Annotated in this window: 14 protein-coding genes and 1 pseudogene; 5 read left to right on the plus strand and 10 right to left on the minus strand. The window is 58.8% G+C overall.

Annotation, left to right across the window (positions count from 1 at the left end):
• Window positions 1–4: 4 nt before the first annotated feature.
• Both JDEN_RS09355 and JDEN_RS14255 read right to left on the minus strand, forming a co-directional pair.
• Window positions 5–1,513, minus strand: coding sequence for a phosphomannomutase/phosphoglucomutase (locus JDEN_RS09355; protein ID WP_015772127.1), 1,509 nt, complete (start codon window positions 1,511–1,513; stop codon window positions 5–7).
• 564 nt (window positions 1,514–2,077) lie between these two features.
• A pseudogene (locus tag JDEN_RS14255) lies at window positions 2,078–2,272 on the minus strand (DUF3499 domain-containing protein); the annotation flags it as partial.
• A gap of 116 nt (window positions 2,273–2,388) precedes the next feature.
• Here JDEN_RS14255 and JDEN_RS09365 point away from each other — a divergent pair.
• Window positions 2,389–2,886 (plus strand): metallopeptidase family protein, encoded by a 498-nt coding sequence (locus JDEN_RS09365; protein ID WP_105597262.1) that lies wholly within the window; start codon window positions 2,389–2,391, stop codon window positions 2,884–2,886.
• Between the two features lie 13 nt (window positions 2,887–2,899).
• Here the strand turns inward: JDEN_RS09365 and JDEN_RS09370 are convergent, their stop codons facing one another.
• The 3 genes from JDEN_RS09370 to JDEN_RS09380 form a co-directional block, all read right to left on the minus strand.
• Complete coding sequence (locus JDEN_RS09370; protein WP_015772130.1) at window positions 2,900–4,771, minus strand: DUF5719 family protein; 1,872 nt, start codon at window positions 4,769–4,771, stop codon at window positions 2,900–2,902.
• On the minus strand, window positions 4,771–8,349 hold the full coding sequence (locus tag JDEN_RS09375; protein ID WP_015772131.1) for a glycosyltransferase: 3,579 nt from the start codon (window positions 8,347–8,349) through the stop codon (window positions 4,771–4,773). Before JDEN_RS09375 ends, JDEN_RS09370 begins: the two co-directional genes overlap by 1 nt.
• A 100-nt stretch (window positions 8,350–8,449) precedes the next feature.
• Window positions 8,450–8,779 (minus strand): WhiB family transcriptional regulator, encoded by a 330-nt coding sequence (locus tag JDEN_RS09380; RefSeq protein ID WP_015772132.1) that lies wholly within the window; start codon window positions 8,777–8,779, stop codon window positions 8,450–8,452.
• 269 nt (window positions 8,780–9,048) lie between these two features.
• Here JDEN_RS09380 and JDEN_RS13100 point away from each other — a divergent pair, with 269 nt between their 5' ends.
• Complete coding sequence (locus JDEN_RS13100; protein WP_049754468.1) at window positions 9,049–9,807, plus strand: TIGR03089 family protein; 759 nt, start codon at window positions 9,049–9,051, stop codon at window positions 9,805–9,807.
• A gap of 68 nt (window positions 9,808–9,875) precedes the next feature.
• On the opposite strand, the gene rfbB is transcribed toward JDEN_RS13100, so the two are convergent.
• Window positions 9,876–10,901 (minus strand): dTDP-glucose 4,6-dehydratase, encoded by a 1,026-nt coding sequence (gene rfbB, locus JDEN_RS09390; protein WP_015772134.1) that lies wholly within the window; start codon window positions 10,899–10,901, stop codon window positions 9,876–9,878.
• A 120-nt stretch (window positions 10,902–11,021) separates the two neighbouring features.
• On the opposite strand from rfbB, the gene JDEN_RS09395 reads away from it, so the two are divergent.
• Both JDEN_RS09395 and JDEN_RS09400 read left to right on the plus strand, forming a co-directional pair.
• On the plus strand, window positions 11,022–12,197 hold the full coding sequence (locus JDEN_RS09395; RefSeq protein WP_015772135.1) for an LCP family protein: 1,176 nt from the start codon (window positions 11,022–11,024) through the stop codon (window positions 12,195–12,197).
• A 389-nt stretch (window positions 12,198–12,586) separates the two neighbouring features.
• On the plus strand, window positions 12,587–13,654 hold the full coding sequence (locus JDEN_RS09400; RefSeq protein ID WP_105597331.1) for an LCP family protein: 1,068 nt from the start codon (window positions 12,587–12,589) through the stop codon (window positions 13,652–13,654).
• Window positions 13,655–13,658: 4 nt separating this feature from the next.
• Here the strand turns inward: JDEN_RS09400 and purE are convergent, their stop codons facing one another.
• The 3 genes from purE to JDEN_RS09415 all read right to left on the minus strand — a co-directional run bounded on the left by purE (window position 13,659) and on the right by JDEN_RS09415 (window position 16,321).
• A complete protein-coding gene (purE, locus tag JDEN_RS09405; protein WP_015772137.1) occupies window positions 13,659–14,177 on the minus strand; it encodes a 5-(carboxyamino)imidazole ribonucleotide mutase in 519 nt (172 codons plus the stop codon).
• On the minus strand, window positions 14,174–15,367 hold the full coding sequence (locus tag JDEN_RS09410) for a 5-(carboxyamino)imidazole ribonucleotide synthase (protein WP_015772138.1): 1,194 nt from the start codon (window positions 15,365–15,367) through the stop codon (window positions 14,174–14,176). Before JDEN_RS09410 ends, purE begins: the two co-directional genes overlap by 4 nt.
• A gap of 102 nt (window positions 15,368–15,469) precedes the next feature.
• Window positions 15,470–16,321, minus strand: coding sequence for an alpha/beta hydrolase family protein (locus JDEN_RS09415; protein WP_143713288.1), 852 nt, complete (start codon window positions 16,319–16,321; stop codon window positions 15,470–15,472).
• A gap of 271 nt (window positions 16,322–16,592) precedes the next feature.
• Between JDEN_RS09415 and JDEN_RS09420 the strand changes: the two genes are divergently transcribed.
• Entirely contained in the window at window positions 16,593–17,069 is a 477-nt protein-coding gene (locus JDEN_RS09420) for a GtrA family protein (RefSeq protein WP_015772140.1), read from the plus strand.
• A gap of 73 nt (window positions 17,070–17,142) precedes the next feature.
• On the opposite strand, the gene JDEN_RS09425 is transcribed toward JDEN_RS09420, so the two are convergent.
• Entirely contained in the window at window positions 17,143–18,504 is a 1,362-nt protein-coding gene (locus tag JDEN_RS09425) for an ATP-binding protein (RefSeq protein WP_015772141.1), read from the minus strand.
• Between the last annotated feature and the right edge of the window lie 36 nt (window positions 18,505–18,540).

Genomic DNA, 18,540 nt, shown 5'->3' on the forward strand with positions numbered 1-18,540 from the left:
GCCATTATTCCTGCTCTCCCTCAGTTCCGCGGATCAGCCCAAGAACATCATCTCGAACCTTCACCATCATGTCCTCATCCGCTGCTTCCACATTGAGCCGCAACAACGGTTCCGTGTTCGACGCCCGCACGTTAAACCACCACTGCGGGTGGCCCTCCCAATGCGACACCGTCAACCCATCCAACTCATCAACAACGACCTCACCGCCGCCCTGATTCGTCACATACGCATCGACAATACGAGCACGAGCCGCAGGAACATCACGAACAGTAGAGTTAATCTCCCCTGAGGCGACATACGGTTCATACATGTCTGCGATCGCTGACAGCGGGTGCGGTTGAGACCCAAGAGCCGCCAACACATGCAACGCAGCAAGCATCCCGGTGTCTGCAAAGAAGAAATCACGGAAGTAGTAGTGAGCAGAATGCTCACCCCCAAAAATCGCCTCATGCGAGGCCATCTCCGCCTTAATAAACGAATGCCCCACCCGAGTGCGCACAACCCGCGCCCCCGCAGCTTCCAAAAAGTCAGGCACAGCACGCGAGGTAATCAGGTTGTGAATCACCACAGGATCACGGCCAGCTTCGCGTTCCTTAGCGACCTCACGCAGCCCCACCAACGACGTAATCGCCGATGGACTCACCGCCCGCCCCTGCTCATCAACAACAAAACACCGGTCAGCGTCCCCATCAAACGCCAACCCAATATCCGCACCATGCTCAACAACAGCACGCTGCAAGTCAACTAAGTTCTTCGGATCAAGCGGGTTCGCCTCATGGTTCGGGAACGACCCATCCAACTCAAAATACAAAGGAACAATATCCAGCGGCAACGCCGGCAACCCTGCCGCATCACCAAACACCGCAGGAACCGTCAACCCGCCCATGCCGTTCCCGGCATCAACCACAACCTTCAACGGGCGGATCCCTGAAATATCAACCAAAGACCGCAAAAATGAGGCGTACTCGCCGAGCATCTCACGACGCGACACCTGACCCAACTGTGTTGCTTCCCCAGGCAACCCATAAGCCACATACTGCTGAGCCAACTCACGAATCCGACCCAACCCCGAATCCTGACCCACCGGACGCGCCCCCGCACGACACAACTTCATCCCGTTGTACTGCGCAGGATTATGCGACGCCGTAAACATCGCCCCCGGAATACCCCACACACCCGACGCGTGATACAAACCATCAGTCGAACACAAACCAATATCAAGAACATCCACACCAGCAGCAGTCAACCCACGCGCAAACGCCGCCACCAACTCCGGCCCCGACTCGCGCATATCCCGCCCCACAACAACCTGAGGACGCCGCCCACCAGCCGCCACAATATCCGCCGGAGTCTGATCGGCACGATCACCAGCATCAGGAATCACCACCACAGTGGCAAACGCCGCACCAATCGCCTGCGCCACCTCAGCATTCAACTGCTGGGGAACAACCCCACGAACGTCATACGACTTAATGATCTCGGCTAAATCAACGCCAGGCTTATGTGCACTCATACTCCAAGCCTAAACGGTTCACGTCACAGACCGAACCCACACCCATCACACAGGCGGAGTTGGCGCCCCCGCATCACCACGCAACACCCGCAAATGCCCACGTCGGCGAATCTCCCCCTCCTGCACCGGCTCTGGATCAGCCGCATGCCGAGGCGGCGCAGGAACCGGTTCCGACGCCCCCACCGGAAGCCGAGGCGACACTGAAGGCTCCCCAGCCCACGCTGGCCGACGCCCACCCGGATACGGAACAGGAGCAACACCACGGCCAGGCGCATCAACAGAACCCGAACCAGCAGGCACCCCCCGCGCCCGCAACGAAGCAGACGTCTGCGGCGAGGCAGGAGTCGCAGCAGACACACCACCCTCCGACGCGGAACTCACCACATCCGCTAGCACAGCCCAATCATCACGAGGCGCATGCAACGGCCGAGAAATCTCCCGCCGACGCTCCTCCACCGCATCCACCGCAACCGCCCGCGCACCATCACGCGACCGAGAACCACCAGCAGGGTGGGCCTGCCGCGACTGCACAGCACCCTTATCCACCTCGCGCCCCGACGGCGCCACCACACGCACAACCTCCCACCCACGCGGAGCGGTCAACCGAGAGGCATGCTCCTCACACAAGTCATAACTGTGCGGCTCCGCAGCAACAGCAAGCGGGCCCACAACAACAGTCGAATCGGAGTACACGTACGTGAGCGTGGCCACGGCATCCCGTGAGCACGCTGTTCGAGAGCATTGGCGAGAGACAGGCACACCTGAAATGTACCCCTGTTTCACCCACACACGAACCACTACACGCCGCACAGGTTATTCCCAGCCGCAGTTCGTCCACTAATGTGGGGAACAACGCAGAACGGAAGAGCACAACCATGGAACCCCGCCACCAAGACACCCCCACCCCACGCGCTACAACCCCGCCACCCATTCCCAGCCTCGCCCACCCGGCACCCCACCCCAAAGGACGACGCAGAGACAGACACGGGCGCGGACTACGTGGACTCATGTACCCACCCGTTCACCCCGCCTACCGCACCCGACGAGAACGCTTCGATGAATGCGTTGTCCACTACGTTGACGTCCTTCGTACACACTGGGAACGGCACCTGCAAGGAATGGAATTCGCCGTCGAAGACGTCCCACCATCAGACCCGTCACCGTGGGAAGCCCACGGTGTCCCCATGGGCAGATTCTTCACCGGCGGCCGCGGACAAGCCACCCGAATCGTCGTCTACCGCCGCCCCATCGAAGCACGCGCCCAAGACGCCGACGACGTCGAACAACTCATCCGTGACGTCATCGTCGAACAAGTCGCCTACGTCCTTGGACGCAACCCCTGCGACATCGACCCCAACTACGAAGGCCAATAAACTGACACTGCCGTTACTCGGTCGGTAGCCCCGCCCGCACCGAACGCTCCACCGTCACAAACGGCGCGTCCGCCGCACTCACATGCGGCGCAAACACACTCAACGACCCAGGAATCTCAGGATCCGCAGTCACCACCGACCACGACACCACACCATCGTGGCCATCACGAGGCACAACCACCACCGCGCTCGCACCAGAAAACTCACCCATATTAAGAGAATTCGTTTGCCCAACAGACAACGTCAACGTCCGCTGCGTCAACTGCCCGCCCTGCTCATCAAACACAAGCACATCAGCGACCGCCTCAGAAGCAACCACCCACGCCTCACGCGCAGTCTGTTCCTCCTCAGTCCACGAATCCCCCTGCTTGTCACCCTCACCCGACTCGTCACTCGCATACACATTCGGAACCGCATCAAGCTCTGACACCACCTCCGCCTGCGTACTCCCCCCTGGAAGACGAGTAGCCACCAACGTCGCATCCACCCCCAGAGGAAGAACAACCGCTGACGTCGCCGACACAAACGGAACACCCACCGAACTCTCCGCCGACACTGTACCCACCGCAGCAGGAACCCACGCAAAATCAGACGGCGTGCCGAAACGACTACCGACATCATCAGGAGCTTGATCATTAACCCGTGCCCCCGCAAGGACAGGCACATCCGCATCCACAACAACCGAATACTCCCCAGCAGGGACACCCGTCAACGGCACATCAATCACCTGACCAGCAACAAGATCATGGGCAGTCGCACCCAACAACACCACATGCCCATCAGGACCAAGAAGAGTCACCCGCACCTGCCCCACAACGTCACCAGCCACCTGAGCCGCATCTTCTTCAGAAGCCTGCGCAAGAGAAGCCACCGGCGAAAAATCGGGAGCAACAACACGCACCACCGATGCACGTTCCGCATCGTCAACACGATCACGAACCACCACCCCAGGGACCACCTGGACCTGCTGCGGCGACGCACCCGGAACAACAAGATCACCACCAAGCGATGTGATCCCATCCAACTCTGAATGCTCAATCACCGCAGTCACCAACGCGCCCGCAGCCGCCACATGAACCGCCACACGACGCTGCTGCGCAGCAACACCCTCAAGCAACACCTCAACCTGCTCCCCAGGCGGCACCAACAACGACTCCGCCCCCGGCAACCCCACCCGGCCAGAAGGCCCCCACATGGTGACAGTAACCGTCGCAGCAGTCACCGACGGATTCATCACCCGCAACGCAGAACTCGCACCCAACTGAGTTGAGCCACCCACAAGCCACTGCTCACTCGACGCCACCTGACACGGCGCCCCCACTGTCCCACGTCGATCCCCACCATCGACCGAGGTCAACACCGACGCAGCAGTCCACTGCCCCTCAGCACTCTGCGCAACCCCCCGGCCCGACGTCACAGCCACCAGCGCATCAGCAATCCCAGGGAAATCACGCACAGCCGGAGCGTCAACGTCGTGCGCAGTCAACGACGGCGCACCCGCGACTTGCGCCGAACCTGAATCATCGTCCACCCCACCACGAGGGACCAAACCACTCACAGCCACCCCACCCCCACGACCCAAAACACCCAACCGAACCTGCCGCGAGGAGGACACTTGCTGCTCCGCCAACGTGTCATCAACCATCACCGACTGCTGCTGAGTCAACCGCACCGGCTCAGGACACACCACCATCGACGACGGCGAACCAATATCCACCTGAGTCAACCCTCGGGCAACATCAGGACGCCGTGCCGACACCCCATCCAACGGCGCCACCACCAACGCCGCACTCGCACCCACCACAACAAGCGCAGCAAGCACACTCGACACCGTTCCCCGGCGCGCCCGGCGGCGATCAATATCGTCCTGACTACGCACACCCACTACGCACCCCCTCCTTTACGCCGCACAGGAATAGCCAAGAACGTAAACACCACAAGAACAGCACACTGAAGGATGAGCCACGGCAACTGCGACGAACGCTCATACGACACCGCCAAACTCTGCCCCTCATACGCTGACGCAGGAATTTCAAACGCCTGCATTCCCTGCACCTCAGTAGGAACCAACGAACGCCCCTGCACACTCGCATGCCACCCCGGCGCGGCATTCTCCGCGAGCACCAACAACCGCTCCCCCTGACCAGACGGAAGCGTGGACGATACCGTCAACGGACCAGCAGACACAGCCTGAGGCCGGCCCAACACCGCATCGCCAGACCGATCAGAACCCACCTCATACACCACCGCCCATGCAGGCTCCCCCGCAATGACCGTCACCCGCTCCGGCTCCTGATCACCAGCAGTCATCCCGCCAGCCAACGACGGGACCCCCACCGGTGCAGCAGTCGCCTGCGCCGGATCTACCGCCAACGGGTTCACCCGCCACAACGTTCCCAACTCCTGCGAACTCACCCGCTCAATACCTGCCACCCGATCAATACGTGACGTCAGCTGAGCAGCCAACACCGGGTCATCACCTGGCACAAAAACAGACCCAATCCCCTGCTGTGCCAGCAAAAACACCAACGACGGACCATCCTCCGCCTCAAGACCACGCGCCACATGCGCGACAATCTCGGCAATATCATCAGGGCGACCACCCAACTGGGCGACATTCACAACCGTCGATGTCTCAAAAAGATGCGGACCATCATGATGCACCAACTGATACCGCACCCGATCATCATCCACAGAATCCAACAGCAGCACCCGCGCTGCACGCCCCGAACTTTGCATCTGCTGCGCCACCGCAGGAATCACAGCACCCTCGTGACGCTGCAACGGAGAATCCTCACCCGCAAACACCCGATCATCAGACCACAACGCCAACGAGCCAACCGGCACCACAAGCACCAACAAACCAGCAACGCCCAACGCCACCTGACGCCACCCAAACGAATAATCATGAGTGCGTGCCACCAAACCATCAGCCGCACTCACACACGCACCCAGCAAACCAAGCCAGACAACAGACACCCCAGCGCCAGCCCACCCAGTCACAAACTGGCCACCCGACGCCGAAACCACCACACTCGACGAAGCCACAGCGGTCGCGAGCCCAAGAACAACAACCCACCACGAAAAACGCACGGCCCGCACCGCCGTCCCTCGACGCATCAATGCCAACAACGCAGCAGTAAGGACAAGGGCACCCGCCACAAACGGCAACGCACCCACCACAGCACTGCTCCACCCATCAGACAGCATCGGCACGTCCACAGCGACCGGCAACCCCAACAACAACTGCCATCGGTCCGGCACATCGTAAGGAAAAGGAGCCCCCGGGTCAGCAAACATAATCCGCCACCCACCAACGTCCCAATTCACCACTGCCCGCAACAACAACGGCCCCAACACCGCCAATGCCGGCAACGGCACACACCACAACGCACGCGTGCGCGTGAACACAGCCGCGGTCCCCACAAGCACCACACCCGGCAACAACAACACCGGCGCAGCCGCAGTCAACACAGCAAACACCAACGCCGCACCACCCAGCGCAGCCAACGACTGACGAGGCGAAGACACACTCTGCTCCGCCACCGGTCGAGCCGCAACCGTGTCTCGCTCCGCCAACTGGGCACGCAACTGCTCATCCTGGCGTCGCTCATACCGAAGCACCGGCCCCTGCAACACATCACGAGCCTGAACACCACACGCACGAACCAGGGCAACAACAAGCCACGGAAGCGCCGAATGCGCAATCAATGCACCCAACCTGCCCTGCCCCACCGCAACCAACAACGCCGGAGAAGCCACCCAGAACAACGACGCCCACAACCGGATCACTACCGAGCGCGACACCGCACCAGCAGCAAACCACGCCCCCACACCACTAGCCAACAACACAGCAACAACAGTGATGTTAACCGCCCACTGCATGTTCCCCGCCGTCAACGCAACAACTGGAGCCAGAGTTTGCACAAGCGGGTCAGCAGGAGCTGACGCCCCCAGCCCATCCCGCACCCAACCGCTGGACCACACACGCCACAAGTCACTCCAACCGCCGTCAGCGCTCACTAACGCCCCGCCCATCAGACGGCCACGATCCACCACTGCTGGCAACAAGTCGCGCATCGCTACCGCAGTCACGACAGCAAGCATGCTCAGCAACACCACAAACACCGAACGCCGTTTCGCAGCCAACGCACGCACTTCACGGCGGTCCAACTCGCTCAGCCCAAATAACTGTCGCCGTAGCGCCGAACGAGCAAGCCGCCGATCGCGGTAAAACTGAACCAGATCAGCCAAGGACACTTGCATCGGCGCTAACACCGACAACGGAACCCGGCGGGCCTTCACAATACGGCGGCGCGACGCAAAGACCTGCCCCACACGAGCCGCAAGCCCCAACGGAGACAACAACTCCGTCCACGCACGACGTGGCTGCTTGCGAGCGATACGGGCCAATGCCCGAAATGGAGCCAAAATTAGAAGAAACAGGACGACAAAAGGAAACGCAATAAAAGGCCGGTTCGATGCGGCAAAAAGTCGTTGCCCACTCAACCGGGCCGCAAAAGACGGCTCATCCACATCATCATCAAGGACAGTGGGACGCGGGGTGGGAAGCAGTTGAGAAGAACCACGCAACCCCAACAACGACGCCTGCGCATGCTCCACAACCGCTTGAGGAGCCACCACAACACGCGCACCATGCAACCGGGCACGGCGACAAAACTCCAACGAATCACCATACCGCCCAAACCCCGGGTCAGTACCGCCCAATTCAGCCCACAAGTCCCGGTACACCAGCGCACCAGTTAGCCCCACCGCATAGACATCGTCGCGGCCATCATGCTGGCCCTGGTCATACTCCCCCGGCTCAACCCCGGTGAACCGACGTCCACCAGGCGCAACCGAATAACCCACATCGAGTAGATCACTTGGCGCACCATACCGAACATGCTTCGCCCCAATGACCTGCACACTCGCGGAATACTCCACAACCCGCAACAACGCAGACAACGCACCCGAATGAACAACACAATCGTCATGGAACAACCACAACCACTGCTCGCGGACAGGCGGATCAACCTGCGCCAGCGCACGAGAAACCGCGGAACCAAAATTTTTCGCCCCCGGAACCCGGACAATCTCCGGTCGAACCGGCCAGCTCAGCCCGGACGGCAACTGTGCGGTGCCCTCCACAGACACATCAGCAAGAACAATTCGCCCTGGCAACAGATCATGCCCCACCAACGACACCAACAAAGGACGCAGATATGGGGTGTGACCATTGGTCACAATGACAGCAGTGACCTGTGACGCGACCGGTTGCGGCAGCGGAACTGGCCCATCACCGGGAGCAGGAGACGCCTCATCGCGTCCATCTACCTCGCCTTGCGAGGCACCCGACGAGGAACTGTCAGCACGGTCAGGAAAAGTCGGGATGCCGCGAGGTGGGGTCGCGTCATCAACCAGATGCGTATCGCCGGGATCGGCTGGGCTCACGGTATTCATACGGTGACAATCTTGCCCCACAAAACTGTGAACTCCACGACTCCAGATGGGCGTGGCGGGCAATCATGCCGCGTCAGTCAACGCACGCGTCAACGCATGCTTAACTGGCGCGCCGCTTCAACTTGCGCCGTTCACGTTCGGAAAGACCACCCCAAATACCGAAACGTTCATCATGGGCCAACGCATATTCCAAGCACTCAGCGCGGACGTCACACGAGGTGCATACTCGTTTTGCCTCACGAGTCGATCCTCCCTTTTCAGGAAAAAACGCCTCTGGGTCTGTTTGCGCGCACAATGCGCGTTCCTGCCAACCAAGAGCGCCTTCATCATCACCCTCAGCAAACAGAACACTCAGTCCACCTGATGTCTGATCTACTGGACGACTCGCATCACTTGGAAACTGTCCCCCGTGGTCAAGCAAGTTCCACATACCACTGCCCTCCGTGTTTCTCGCCGATGCGCCGTGCACAACAACCTTACGCAGAATTACACGCATGTAATCCACCCCAGTCAAACCGAAACTAGGGAAAACCGGACTAACCATGCGGGTGAAATCACAAACATGTAACGATGCCTGCACATCGCGGCCCCATGTTCCCGTTTCTTTCACACTTTCTTTCTAAAACTGCAGGCCGGTGACCTGTGTCATCGACACCATCGGCAGGCGGGTGAAGATTGTTAACAGATAAAATGAACTTCATGAATTCGATACCCGTCGTCAACGCCCTGCTCACCGCCAATCAGCGCACAGGACGCCACCCTCAACTCACCTGGTATGGCCACGACGGGAGGATCGAATTATCTGGTGATGTCTTGACCAATTGGATCAATAAAACAACAAATCTCCTTGTTGAGGAGATCGCTATTGATCCCGGCGAGACAGTCAGGATTGATCTTCCTCCTCACTGGCGCACCCTGGTGTGGCAATGCGCCACTCTTCTTGCAGGTGGCGCCCTCGACTTCACACCCCCGGCACACCAACCCCCTCACCTTGCCCGTGTCATCGCGACCAACCGTCCTGATGAGATCTCCGCAGTATCACCCCAGTCAGAGATCTATGCTGTGTCCTTGGCGCCACTTGCCCGCACCTTTGGCGCACCGCTGCCACCCCATGTCATCGACGCCGGACCTGCCGTGATGGGAAACTCTGACGCTCTTGGATACGTTCCTCCGATCACGCCCAACTCACCCGCCCTGTACACGTCATCGACCACTATTACTCACGAGGGCCTGCATGACTGGGTGAACGGCACACTCAGCGCACCGCACACCCCGCCTGCACGCCGTTACCTTGCTGTGTCTCCAGACACCACAACCCTCGATGTTCTACGGTCCGCGCTTCACACGTGGCTCAACGGCGGGTCAATCGTTCTCACAGACCCGGTGACCACCGCAGAACTCCACACTGACCCAGAACGCAAAGAACGTATCCTGGCCAGTGAAAACGTGACCGCTTAAGCGGTCATGACACAGACTGCACTCCCGATGCGTCACGATCGCGGGTGAGCGGGCGAGCGAGGTTCAGATCATTGGCCACGAGCACGATAGCGCTGTTCTGTGGCCGCTTTAGCCTCCTGCCACCAGGCACGGTTATTGGTGTACCAGGTAATTGTGTCCCGTATTCCCTGAGCAAGAGGAATATTCGGGGCCCATCCTAATTCCGCGGTTGTCTCCCGCGAATCCAGTGCGTACCGTACATCGTGCCCGGGGCGATCCGCCACATGCACGACCGCTTCGGACGCCGGGAGACTCCAGGTTCCCTGGTCCAGCACAAGCGCCGCAATATCGCTATTCGACACCTCACAAGCACCGCCAATGAGATAAGTTTTCCCCAGCTCCCCACCCGTCACAATGGCCCATAACGCACGGCAATGATCACTGACATGGATCCAATCACGAACATGGACACCAGACCCATAGAGGCGCATGGGGCGACCCTCAAGCAGTTCTGTCACCTGGCGAGGTATGAACTTTTCGATGTGTTGGTAGGGGCCATAGTTGTTGGAGGCGATGGAGAGCGTCACCGGGAGGTCAAAGGAGCGAGTCCAGGCCCGCACCAAATGGTCAGCCCCGGCCTTCGAGGCAGAATAGGGGCTCGACGGCCGGTATGGGCTTGTCGCAGTAAACACGCCAGAATCAAGTGGTAAATCCCCAAAGACTTCATCTGTTGACACGTGATGGAGACGCACACCGTAGTGCCGAACGGCTTCCAACACAGCCAATGTTCCCATCACATTTGTGTCAACAAACAGGTCAGGATTCTCGAGCGACCAGTCATTATGGGATTCTGCCGCTAAATGCACAACGACGTCACTATCTTTGACCAGGGGAAAGAGAACATCTCGATCTCGCACGTCACCACGAACAAACTCAAAATGGTCCCACACTGAATCTTCACGAGATCCGCGCCGCGCATAGATGAAATTATTCGTCATAACTGCCGAAGTCATAGCGTCAAGCACCGTTACCCGGACGTCCGGTACGGTATGAAGAAGCCAGAGCACAAAATTTGTTCCAATGAAACCAGCACCACCGGTGACCAGTACACGCATGTCACTCCTTGACGTCAACGTATTGTAGCCGGGCAAAAAACTACCCCTTTACAACTCCTCCACCGCATAATTCCCGGACATGCGGGCATTGTCCTGCCGTTCATTCTAGGATTGACTACCGTGACGACGTCGAAACCACCCGCACGACCCCCACTCGCGCATGCCCCCCAACGGCACCCGCGAGTCGTCCTGCGCACACTCAGCCTCCTCCTTGTCGGGGCTGTGGCCTTTGGCGCCTCTGCAACATACGCAGGGATGCAACGTGTCAAAGGGCTCGTGAAAACCGAAAGCGTCGAAGAACTTGTCGCACCACCAGCAACTCCCCCGGAAGATTCAGAAGCGGGGAACTCCCTCAACATTCTGGTCATGGGGTCTGACAAACGTGTCGATGGCTCTGTTGCAGGCATGCGTTCAGACACGACAATGGTTGTGCACATCTCGGAGAACCGAGACCGGATTGAAGTCATTTCCATCCCCCGCGATTCGATGGTCTACATTCCCGAGTGCAAAACAAGTAATGGCACCGTACTTCCGGCGATCAACCGAGCAATATTCAACTCTGCTTTCGCCCGGGGGTGGGACAACGGGCTTGACATTGCATCCGCTGCTGCGTGTTCGATTAACACTGTTCAACAAAACACTGGTTTGCGGATTGATCACTACGTTGTTGTCGATTTTGAGGGGTACACCGGTATGGTGGACGCCCTTGGTGGTATCGAGATTGACATCCCTGAAGCAGTGGACGCCCCGAAAGCAGACAACCTGGTGTTGGAAGCTGGACCCCAAACCCTCACAGGACACCAAGCATTATCACTTGTTCGGGCACGAAAAGGGACAGGTTGGGGCCTTGAAATGGGTTCTGACCTCAAACGTATTGAACGACAACAAGCAGTCCTTGACGCGACTGCTGAGACAGTTTTCAAACAAAATATCCTCACCGACCTGAACAAACTCACCCAGTTCGCTACGGCAGGCATGTCCTCCTTGACGATGAACCCACAGTTGTCAGACAACATGATTGGTCTCGCCACGTCCATGTCGTCTCTCAAGACCGAGAACATTCACTTTATTGCTGTTCCTGTTGCAGACGATCCAGCTGACCGCAACCGTGTGGTGTGGACAACGGAAGCAACCCCTATGTGGGAAAAACTTGCCCGAGATGAGCCTCTTGTTGAACCGGTAGAGTGTGACCCTGCCCAAGCGGACACCGCCGAAGGTGATGCCGCCACAGATGACAGTTCCGACTGTGTCCCCGCAGGTTCGGATACTGACTCCACAGGAACCACAGAGAACTGATCGGTGATCATGTGAACTCAGACAACCCCCACCGTCGCCGCAATCAAGAGTCGTCGCTGCCCCCGAGTTTCACACCTTCTGGTTCGCGCCCTGACCGACCGCGGCGCACAACCGCAATCGAAGTGGGTAGTCAAGACAACCCTGTCACGCCCATGCCGGCAGGCTCAGAACATGACGTTGCACCACCACCATCGCGCCGCCCCGTGCAACGGATTTCGGGACCCAACCGCACAACACCTCCCGATGCACGCGCTGTTCCTGTCGTCCCACGCGAGCATCATGCACCAATAGATGACCACCTGGGCGCGTCAACACCTGCAGCTGCTAGCGCTGTTCCACGTACGTATGCTCCACAGTCACACTCATCACGTCCCCATGCGGGCAGTTCGATGCCGCGCACAACCCCTGCGCCGCCAACTGGACCACGCGTCAGCCAACGCCCCACATCACCGCACTCAAGGCCGTCTAACCCTTCATCGCTGAGTGAACGTCAAGGACACTCCGCTGGTTCTGCGCGAACAACTCGGCGCCGTCCTGTCGCACGCATCATTGCGGTCCTGGTTCTTGTTGCCCTTGTTGCCTGGCCTGTTGGTTTGGTCATGTGGGCAAATGGGAAGCTTAACCGGGTCGAGGCCCTGTCTGGTGCACCCAACACTCCTGGGGATACCTACCTGATTGCCGGCTCAGACTCCCGTGAGGGGACCGACATAGGGGGTGACGCCCCCGGTGCCCGCACGGACACTATTATGCTGCTCCACGCCCCTGAGGACGGTCCAACGGCGCTCATTTCATTGCCGCGTGACATCTATGTGGCAATCCCTGGGCATGATTCCTCAAAAATCAATGCTGCGTACTCATGGGGCGGGGCACCTCTCCTTGTCGACACAGTGGAGGAGCTCACCGGACTCACTGTGGACCATTACGTTGAGGTGGGTTTTAGCGGTGTACAGGGCATTGTTGACGCCGTGGGCGGTGTTGAGTTGTGTTATGACCGGGACGTGCAGGACAAAGAGTCCCGTCTCGATTGGACCGCGGGTTGCCACATGGCTGACGGGGACCAAGCCCTGGCGTTTGCACGGATGCGTAAAGCCGACCCCCTCGGAGATATTGGGCGTGCTGAGCGCCAACGCCAAGTGGTGTCTGCTGTTGCCACCTCACTCCAAGACCCAGCCAAGCTCATCAACCCGGCAACTCAAACGAAGCTCATTAATGCCGGAACCGGGGCGGTGGTGGTTGACGAGCAGTCAGGGGTCACAGACCTTGGGAAACTCGCCTTAGCTTTCCGGAACGCCAACTCCGATTCAGGGATCACCGGTACGCCACCCATTGAGTCCCTGGATTACCGTCCAGGCGGCGTAGGGTCAGCGGTCAAGCTCGACGACGAAGGCACTGTCCGGTTCTTCGCTGACATTGCCACCGGTTCACTTGCACCTGGCGAATACAACGGCTTAGATTAGCGCACTACGCTTGCGCGCGGCGTTCGCGCAGTGCAGCACCTTTGGCGTAAGCCTGATCGCGCAAACTTTGTTGGAACTTGAGCATTGCCTCGCGAACACGGCCAGCTTCTGGACCATGACCGCTGCCGACAATGCGCGCAGCCAACAATCCTGCGTTACGTGCCCCGGCGATGGATACTGTGGCAACGGGAACTCCCGCTGGCATTTGCACGATCGAAAGCAGCGAGTCCATCCCGTCCAGGTACTTCAAAGGTACGGGAACCCCAATAACCGGCACAGGCGTGACTGAGGCTAACATTCCTGGCAGGTGGGCTGCCCCGCCAGCCCCGGCGATGATGACCTGAAGTCCACGCTCATGTGCGGTGGTCCCATAATCAACCATTTCGGTGGGCATCCGGTGAGCCGAGACGACGTCCACTTCGTAAGGGATCTCAAACTCGTCGAGAGCGGAAGCTGCTGCCTCCATTGTGGGCCAGTCCGAATCTGACCCCATGACGATCCCAACAACAGGAGTGACGTTCATGAGTTGTCCTTTGTGTGTGGTGGGCTTATGTCCTCGCCGCGAAGGAGTGCGGCGGCTTCACGGGCATGGGCAAGAACATCGTCGAGGTCGTGTCCACTCATTGTGACATGACCGAGTTTGCGCCCCGGACGAACTTCTTTTCCGTAGATATTGACCTTCGCCTGAGGAAAGGCACGGAGCACTTCTGGAAGCGCATCAGTGAGTGTGGGTAGCTGGGACCCCAAGACGTTAGCCATGACAGTCCACGGAGCTATTGGCGATGTGTCGCCCAGCGGGAGATCCGCCACAGCACGCAGGTGCTGTTCAAACTGGCTTGTCACAGCCCCTGTGATCGTCCAATGTCCGGAGTTGTGCGGGCGCATCGCCAGTTCATTGATGACGATACGGGGTTGGCCAGTGGACGGGTCAACGACGTCAAACAGTTCCACGGCGAGCACACCGGTGACATCAAGTTCTTCTGCCACACGGATTGCGAGTTGTTGAATCTCAGCATGTTGCGTGTCGGTGAGCCCTGGTGCCGGCGCGATGACCTCGGAGCACACCCCGTCGCGTTGAATGGACTCCACGATGGGCCAGGCAGCGACCTGTCCAGACGGGTTGCGGGCCACAAGCGCCGATAATTCACGGGTGAAGAGAACCTTCTCTTCGAGAAGGAGTTCAGGACCTCCTTCCTGAGCTGCTACGAGCCAGTCATCGAGGTCGGTTGAGGTATCAATGACGCGGACGCCTTTACCGTCATACCCACCACGTGCGGTCTTGGCGATCACCTCGGGGCCATGAGCGGCCAGGAAGGAAGAAATCACCGAGTGTGCGGAATCATCACAAGGGATACGAACCCACGCTGGGCAGGGAAACCCGGAACTCGAGAGCCGGTCACGCATGAGGATTTTGTCCTGTGCAAAAGCAAGAGCATGAGGCCCTGGGTGGACGGACACGCCGCTATCGATCAGTTCACGCAACAGATCGTGCGGGACGTGTTCATGTTCAAACGTCAACACATCAGCCCCAGCGACTAGGGTACGGACTGCGTCGCGATCAGTGGCTGCCCCCACTGGGGCATCCACAACAACCTGTGCCGCGCTCGATTGCGCTGATTCAACAAGAACCTTGAGGCTGACCCCCAATTCCGATGCAGGAGGAACCATCATCCGGGCGAGTTGTCCGCCACCAATCACAGAAATTATTGCCACGTCTCACCAGCCTAGCCGAACGGTTCGCCAGGTTTCGCATCGTGGGATTCTGACCCTGACGCGGTGCGGTCACCACAGGTGTGGCAACCGCACCATCAGGTGCTATTGCAGCCGGTAGTCGGACACGCCTGAGGCGTATCCCACCGCGGGCCCAGGGTTGAGGAACTGGTCATAGCGATCATCGTTGTCCAGGTATCGCTTCATCCAGGCGATACTGTACTTCGCAATTGTGGTGTTGCTGACGTTCGGAGCAAAGTGGCTTGCGCCACGGAGTTCAAGGTAGCCACGTTGTTCCGCCTGAGTGAGGGACTCATAGAACGGGATGGAATGGGTGCGGACTGACGCGACGGTATCGCGTTCAGCACCGATGATGAGCGTCGCAGCATCGACGCCATCCCAATTCTTCTTCAGGTTCCATGGCGTCAAGGCAACAACAGCATCGATCTCTGGGCGGCTTTCAGCGGCCTGGAGTGCGCCGCCCCCACCCATGGAGTGACCCATCACGGCTTGTCGTTCTGGGTCAATCAGTGGCCCTACAACTGAGTCGTTCATGGCGTGATCGAGGGCCGCAAGCAGTTGGGTAGAGCGTTGGCGCGGCTGGTCATAGCGGGTGGTGGTGTTGATGGTGACCACAACAAATCCGAACGAGGCGATGCGTGAACCGAGCCAGGCGATGCTCGATTCCCCAGCGGTGTATCCCGGGGAGATAGCGATCACGCCGAATTTTCCGTCCGATGTGTCTGTCGGGTAATAGATCGTTCCGTTGCGGAATCCATCTGAACTGAAGCGGCTGATTGACCGTTGTGCGATGTCGTAATTTCCACGTCGTTGTTCGATCAAGGATTCGCTTGGGTTAGGGCCACGTTCGTAGGGGGTGTCCGCCGCATGAGCGACGCTGCCAGTAGGAATGACCAGGAGCGCCAGAGTGACACAAAGAGCCAGGATTCGTCTCACGTGAGTGTCCTTTCGGATCGGTGTGGGGAGCACACGGAGGCGCACTATGACGCCTGATTTGTGTGTTCTCACATAGTGGAGAAAGAAACGGTGCCTCACGATGGGCACGTCTCACCTCACCACGTGATTCCGACGCTTGGCGCGAGCACAACGGGTGGCAAAACGTTTCATCGCAGCAGCAGCCCGGGTGAAACCCCAGTTCACCGCGGCGTCCACGGGGAGGAGAGCTTTCACCTCCCGCGGACACACAAGAATGGCATAGGCTGTGGAGGTGTTGTTACAGACGTCACAGACCCAGCGAACAATTGCATCGCGGTGTGCAGAGCTTGTCCGATTCGGGAGCGTTGGTGCTCTCGGATTCGTCGTTGACATTGGTCTCTTCAATGTCCTTCAGTACGGACCTTTATCCCTACTTGACGGAAAACCTGTCACGGCAAAAATCATTTCGGTATCGATCGCCATGGTGGTGACGTGGCTGGGAAACCGACTATGGACCTTTTCTGCGCAACGCACACACACCCGAGTACGAGAATTTACCGGCTTCGTTGTTGTCAACATTGGTGGAATGGCCATCGCTGTGCTGTGCCTGTGGGTTTCACGCTACATTTTGGGGTTTGAGTCCGCGTGGGCGGACAACGTGGCAGCAAACGGTGTAGGGCTCGTGCTGGGCACTGCGTTTCGCTACGTTGCGTATAAATACCTAGTCTTTACCGGCCAGCAACCCACACTTGGGTTGGCACAACGCTAGTGTCCAGCACAGTCCGCACCACTCGGACGTCAACCAGGTCCAACCAGATCACCTAGCAGGTGATGGTTACTCTCTAGTTCGGGGAAGACTGCGGTGCGGAACGGCGACGGAACAATCCCCGCCGACGCTGCGTCGAGACATACACACCTTTAGGTAGCACTGTTGACGGGTCGATAGTTTGCACCAGCCCAGTCAAATACAACGTAAAGAGCGCTGGTCGTCGTCGTGATAACTCCAAGCGTGCACCATCAGCAGCAGCCAAATCCCGGGCCAACGGTAATCCGAGCCCGGTACCATTTCCTGATGTCACCCCACGTTCAAAAATCTCTGATGCCAACTCGTCTGGCACCCCGTCACCTTCATCCTCAACGGTGATAACAACAGCGCCTCGTGGGCCTTGTTGGCGGGCATGCACTGTTGTCTTCCCACCACCATGCTTCAAGGAGTTTTCAATGAGAGTCGCAAGCACCTGAGCCAAAGCACCAGGGGTTGCAAACACAGTGAGTTCACCATCTTGGATCACCGCAAGGTCTCGATGAGCTTTTCCAAAAACTGGCTCCCACTCTTCCTCTTGTTGTTGCATCACTTCGCGGAGAGAAATCGCTTCCGCAGTTCCCCCAGAGGAGCGTCGTGACCGGGCCAACAAGTCATCCACAGTTCCCACGAGGCGTTCCACCTGTTCCAGTGAGATCCGTGCTTCCTCTTGAACGTCAGGGTTGTCATCGGACAGCATCTGAATCTCTTCAAGGCGCATCATGAGCGCCGTTAACGGTGTTCGCAGTTGATGCGAAGCATCGGAGGCGAACTGCCGTTCGGCAGCAATACGCCCGGCTAGTCGATCCGCTGATCGGGCAAGTTCAGCAGCGACAAGATCAATTTCTTCAACACCAGACTCTTCCAGTTGAGGACGCACCTGCCCCGACCCCAGCTGTTCCGCAGACGCCGCTAAATAGACAAGCGGTGCCGACAAACGGTTCGCTTGCCACACCGCCATGATGATGCCACCGCCGAAGGCCACCAGAGCAGCAGCGATCACAAGAACCACCACTTGCGCAGAGCGACCCACGACATCCCAGTACGACACTTCGAGAGTGACCAGTGCATTCGATCCAGTCAATTCGGAGGCCCGCAAGACACGCCCCTCAATGGGATCCCCCGCCACACCATTCTCACCGGTGGGCATAATGACACGCACGTGTGCCTGCATGGCGCTGCCCTCACCGCCGACATACCGGTCAAGGAAATCCTGGTCTAACTCCTCACCACGTTGCACCCGGTTTTCGACTTGCCGTGCTAACCCACCAAGCCGCAGGTTCACTTCCCGTAGTTCAGTTTCAAACACGTAGTAGCCGCCGAAAAACGCGAGCGGGAATCCCAACAGGATGACTGCCATGACGACGGCTGACACCGTTGCCATAATGAGTCGTCTACGCACGCGCTGTCACCCCTCGTTCCCTGTGTGTTCGACTTG

It is taken from the genome of Jonesia denitrificans DSM 20603, from assembly GCF_000024065.1.
Classification (GTDB): domain Bacteria; phylum Actinomycetota; class Actinomycetes; order Actinomycetales; family Cellulomonadaceae; genus Jonesia; species Jonesia denitrificans.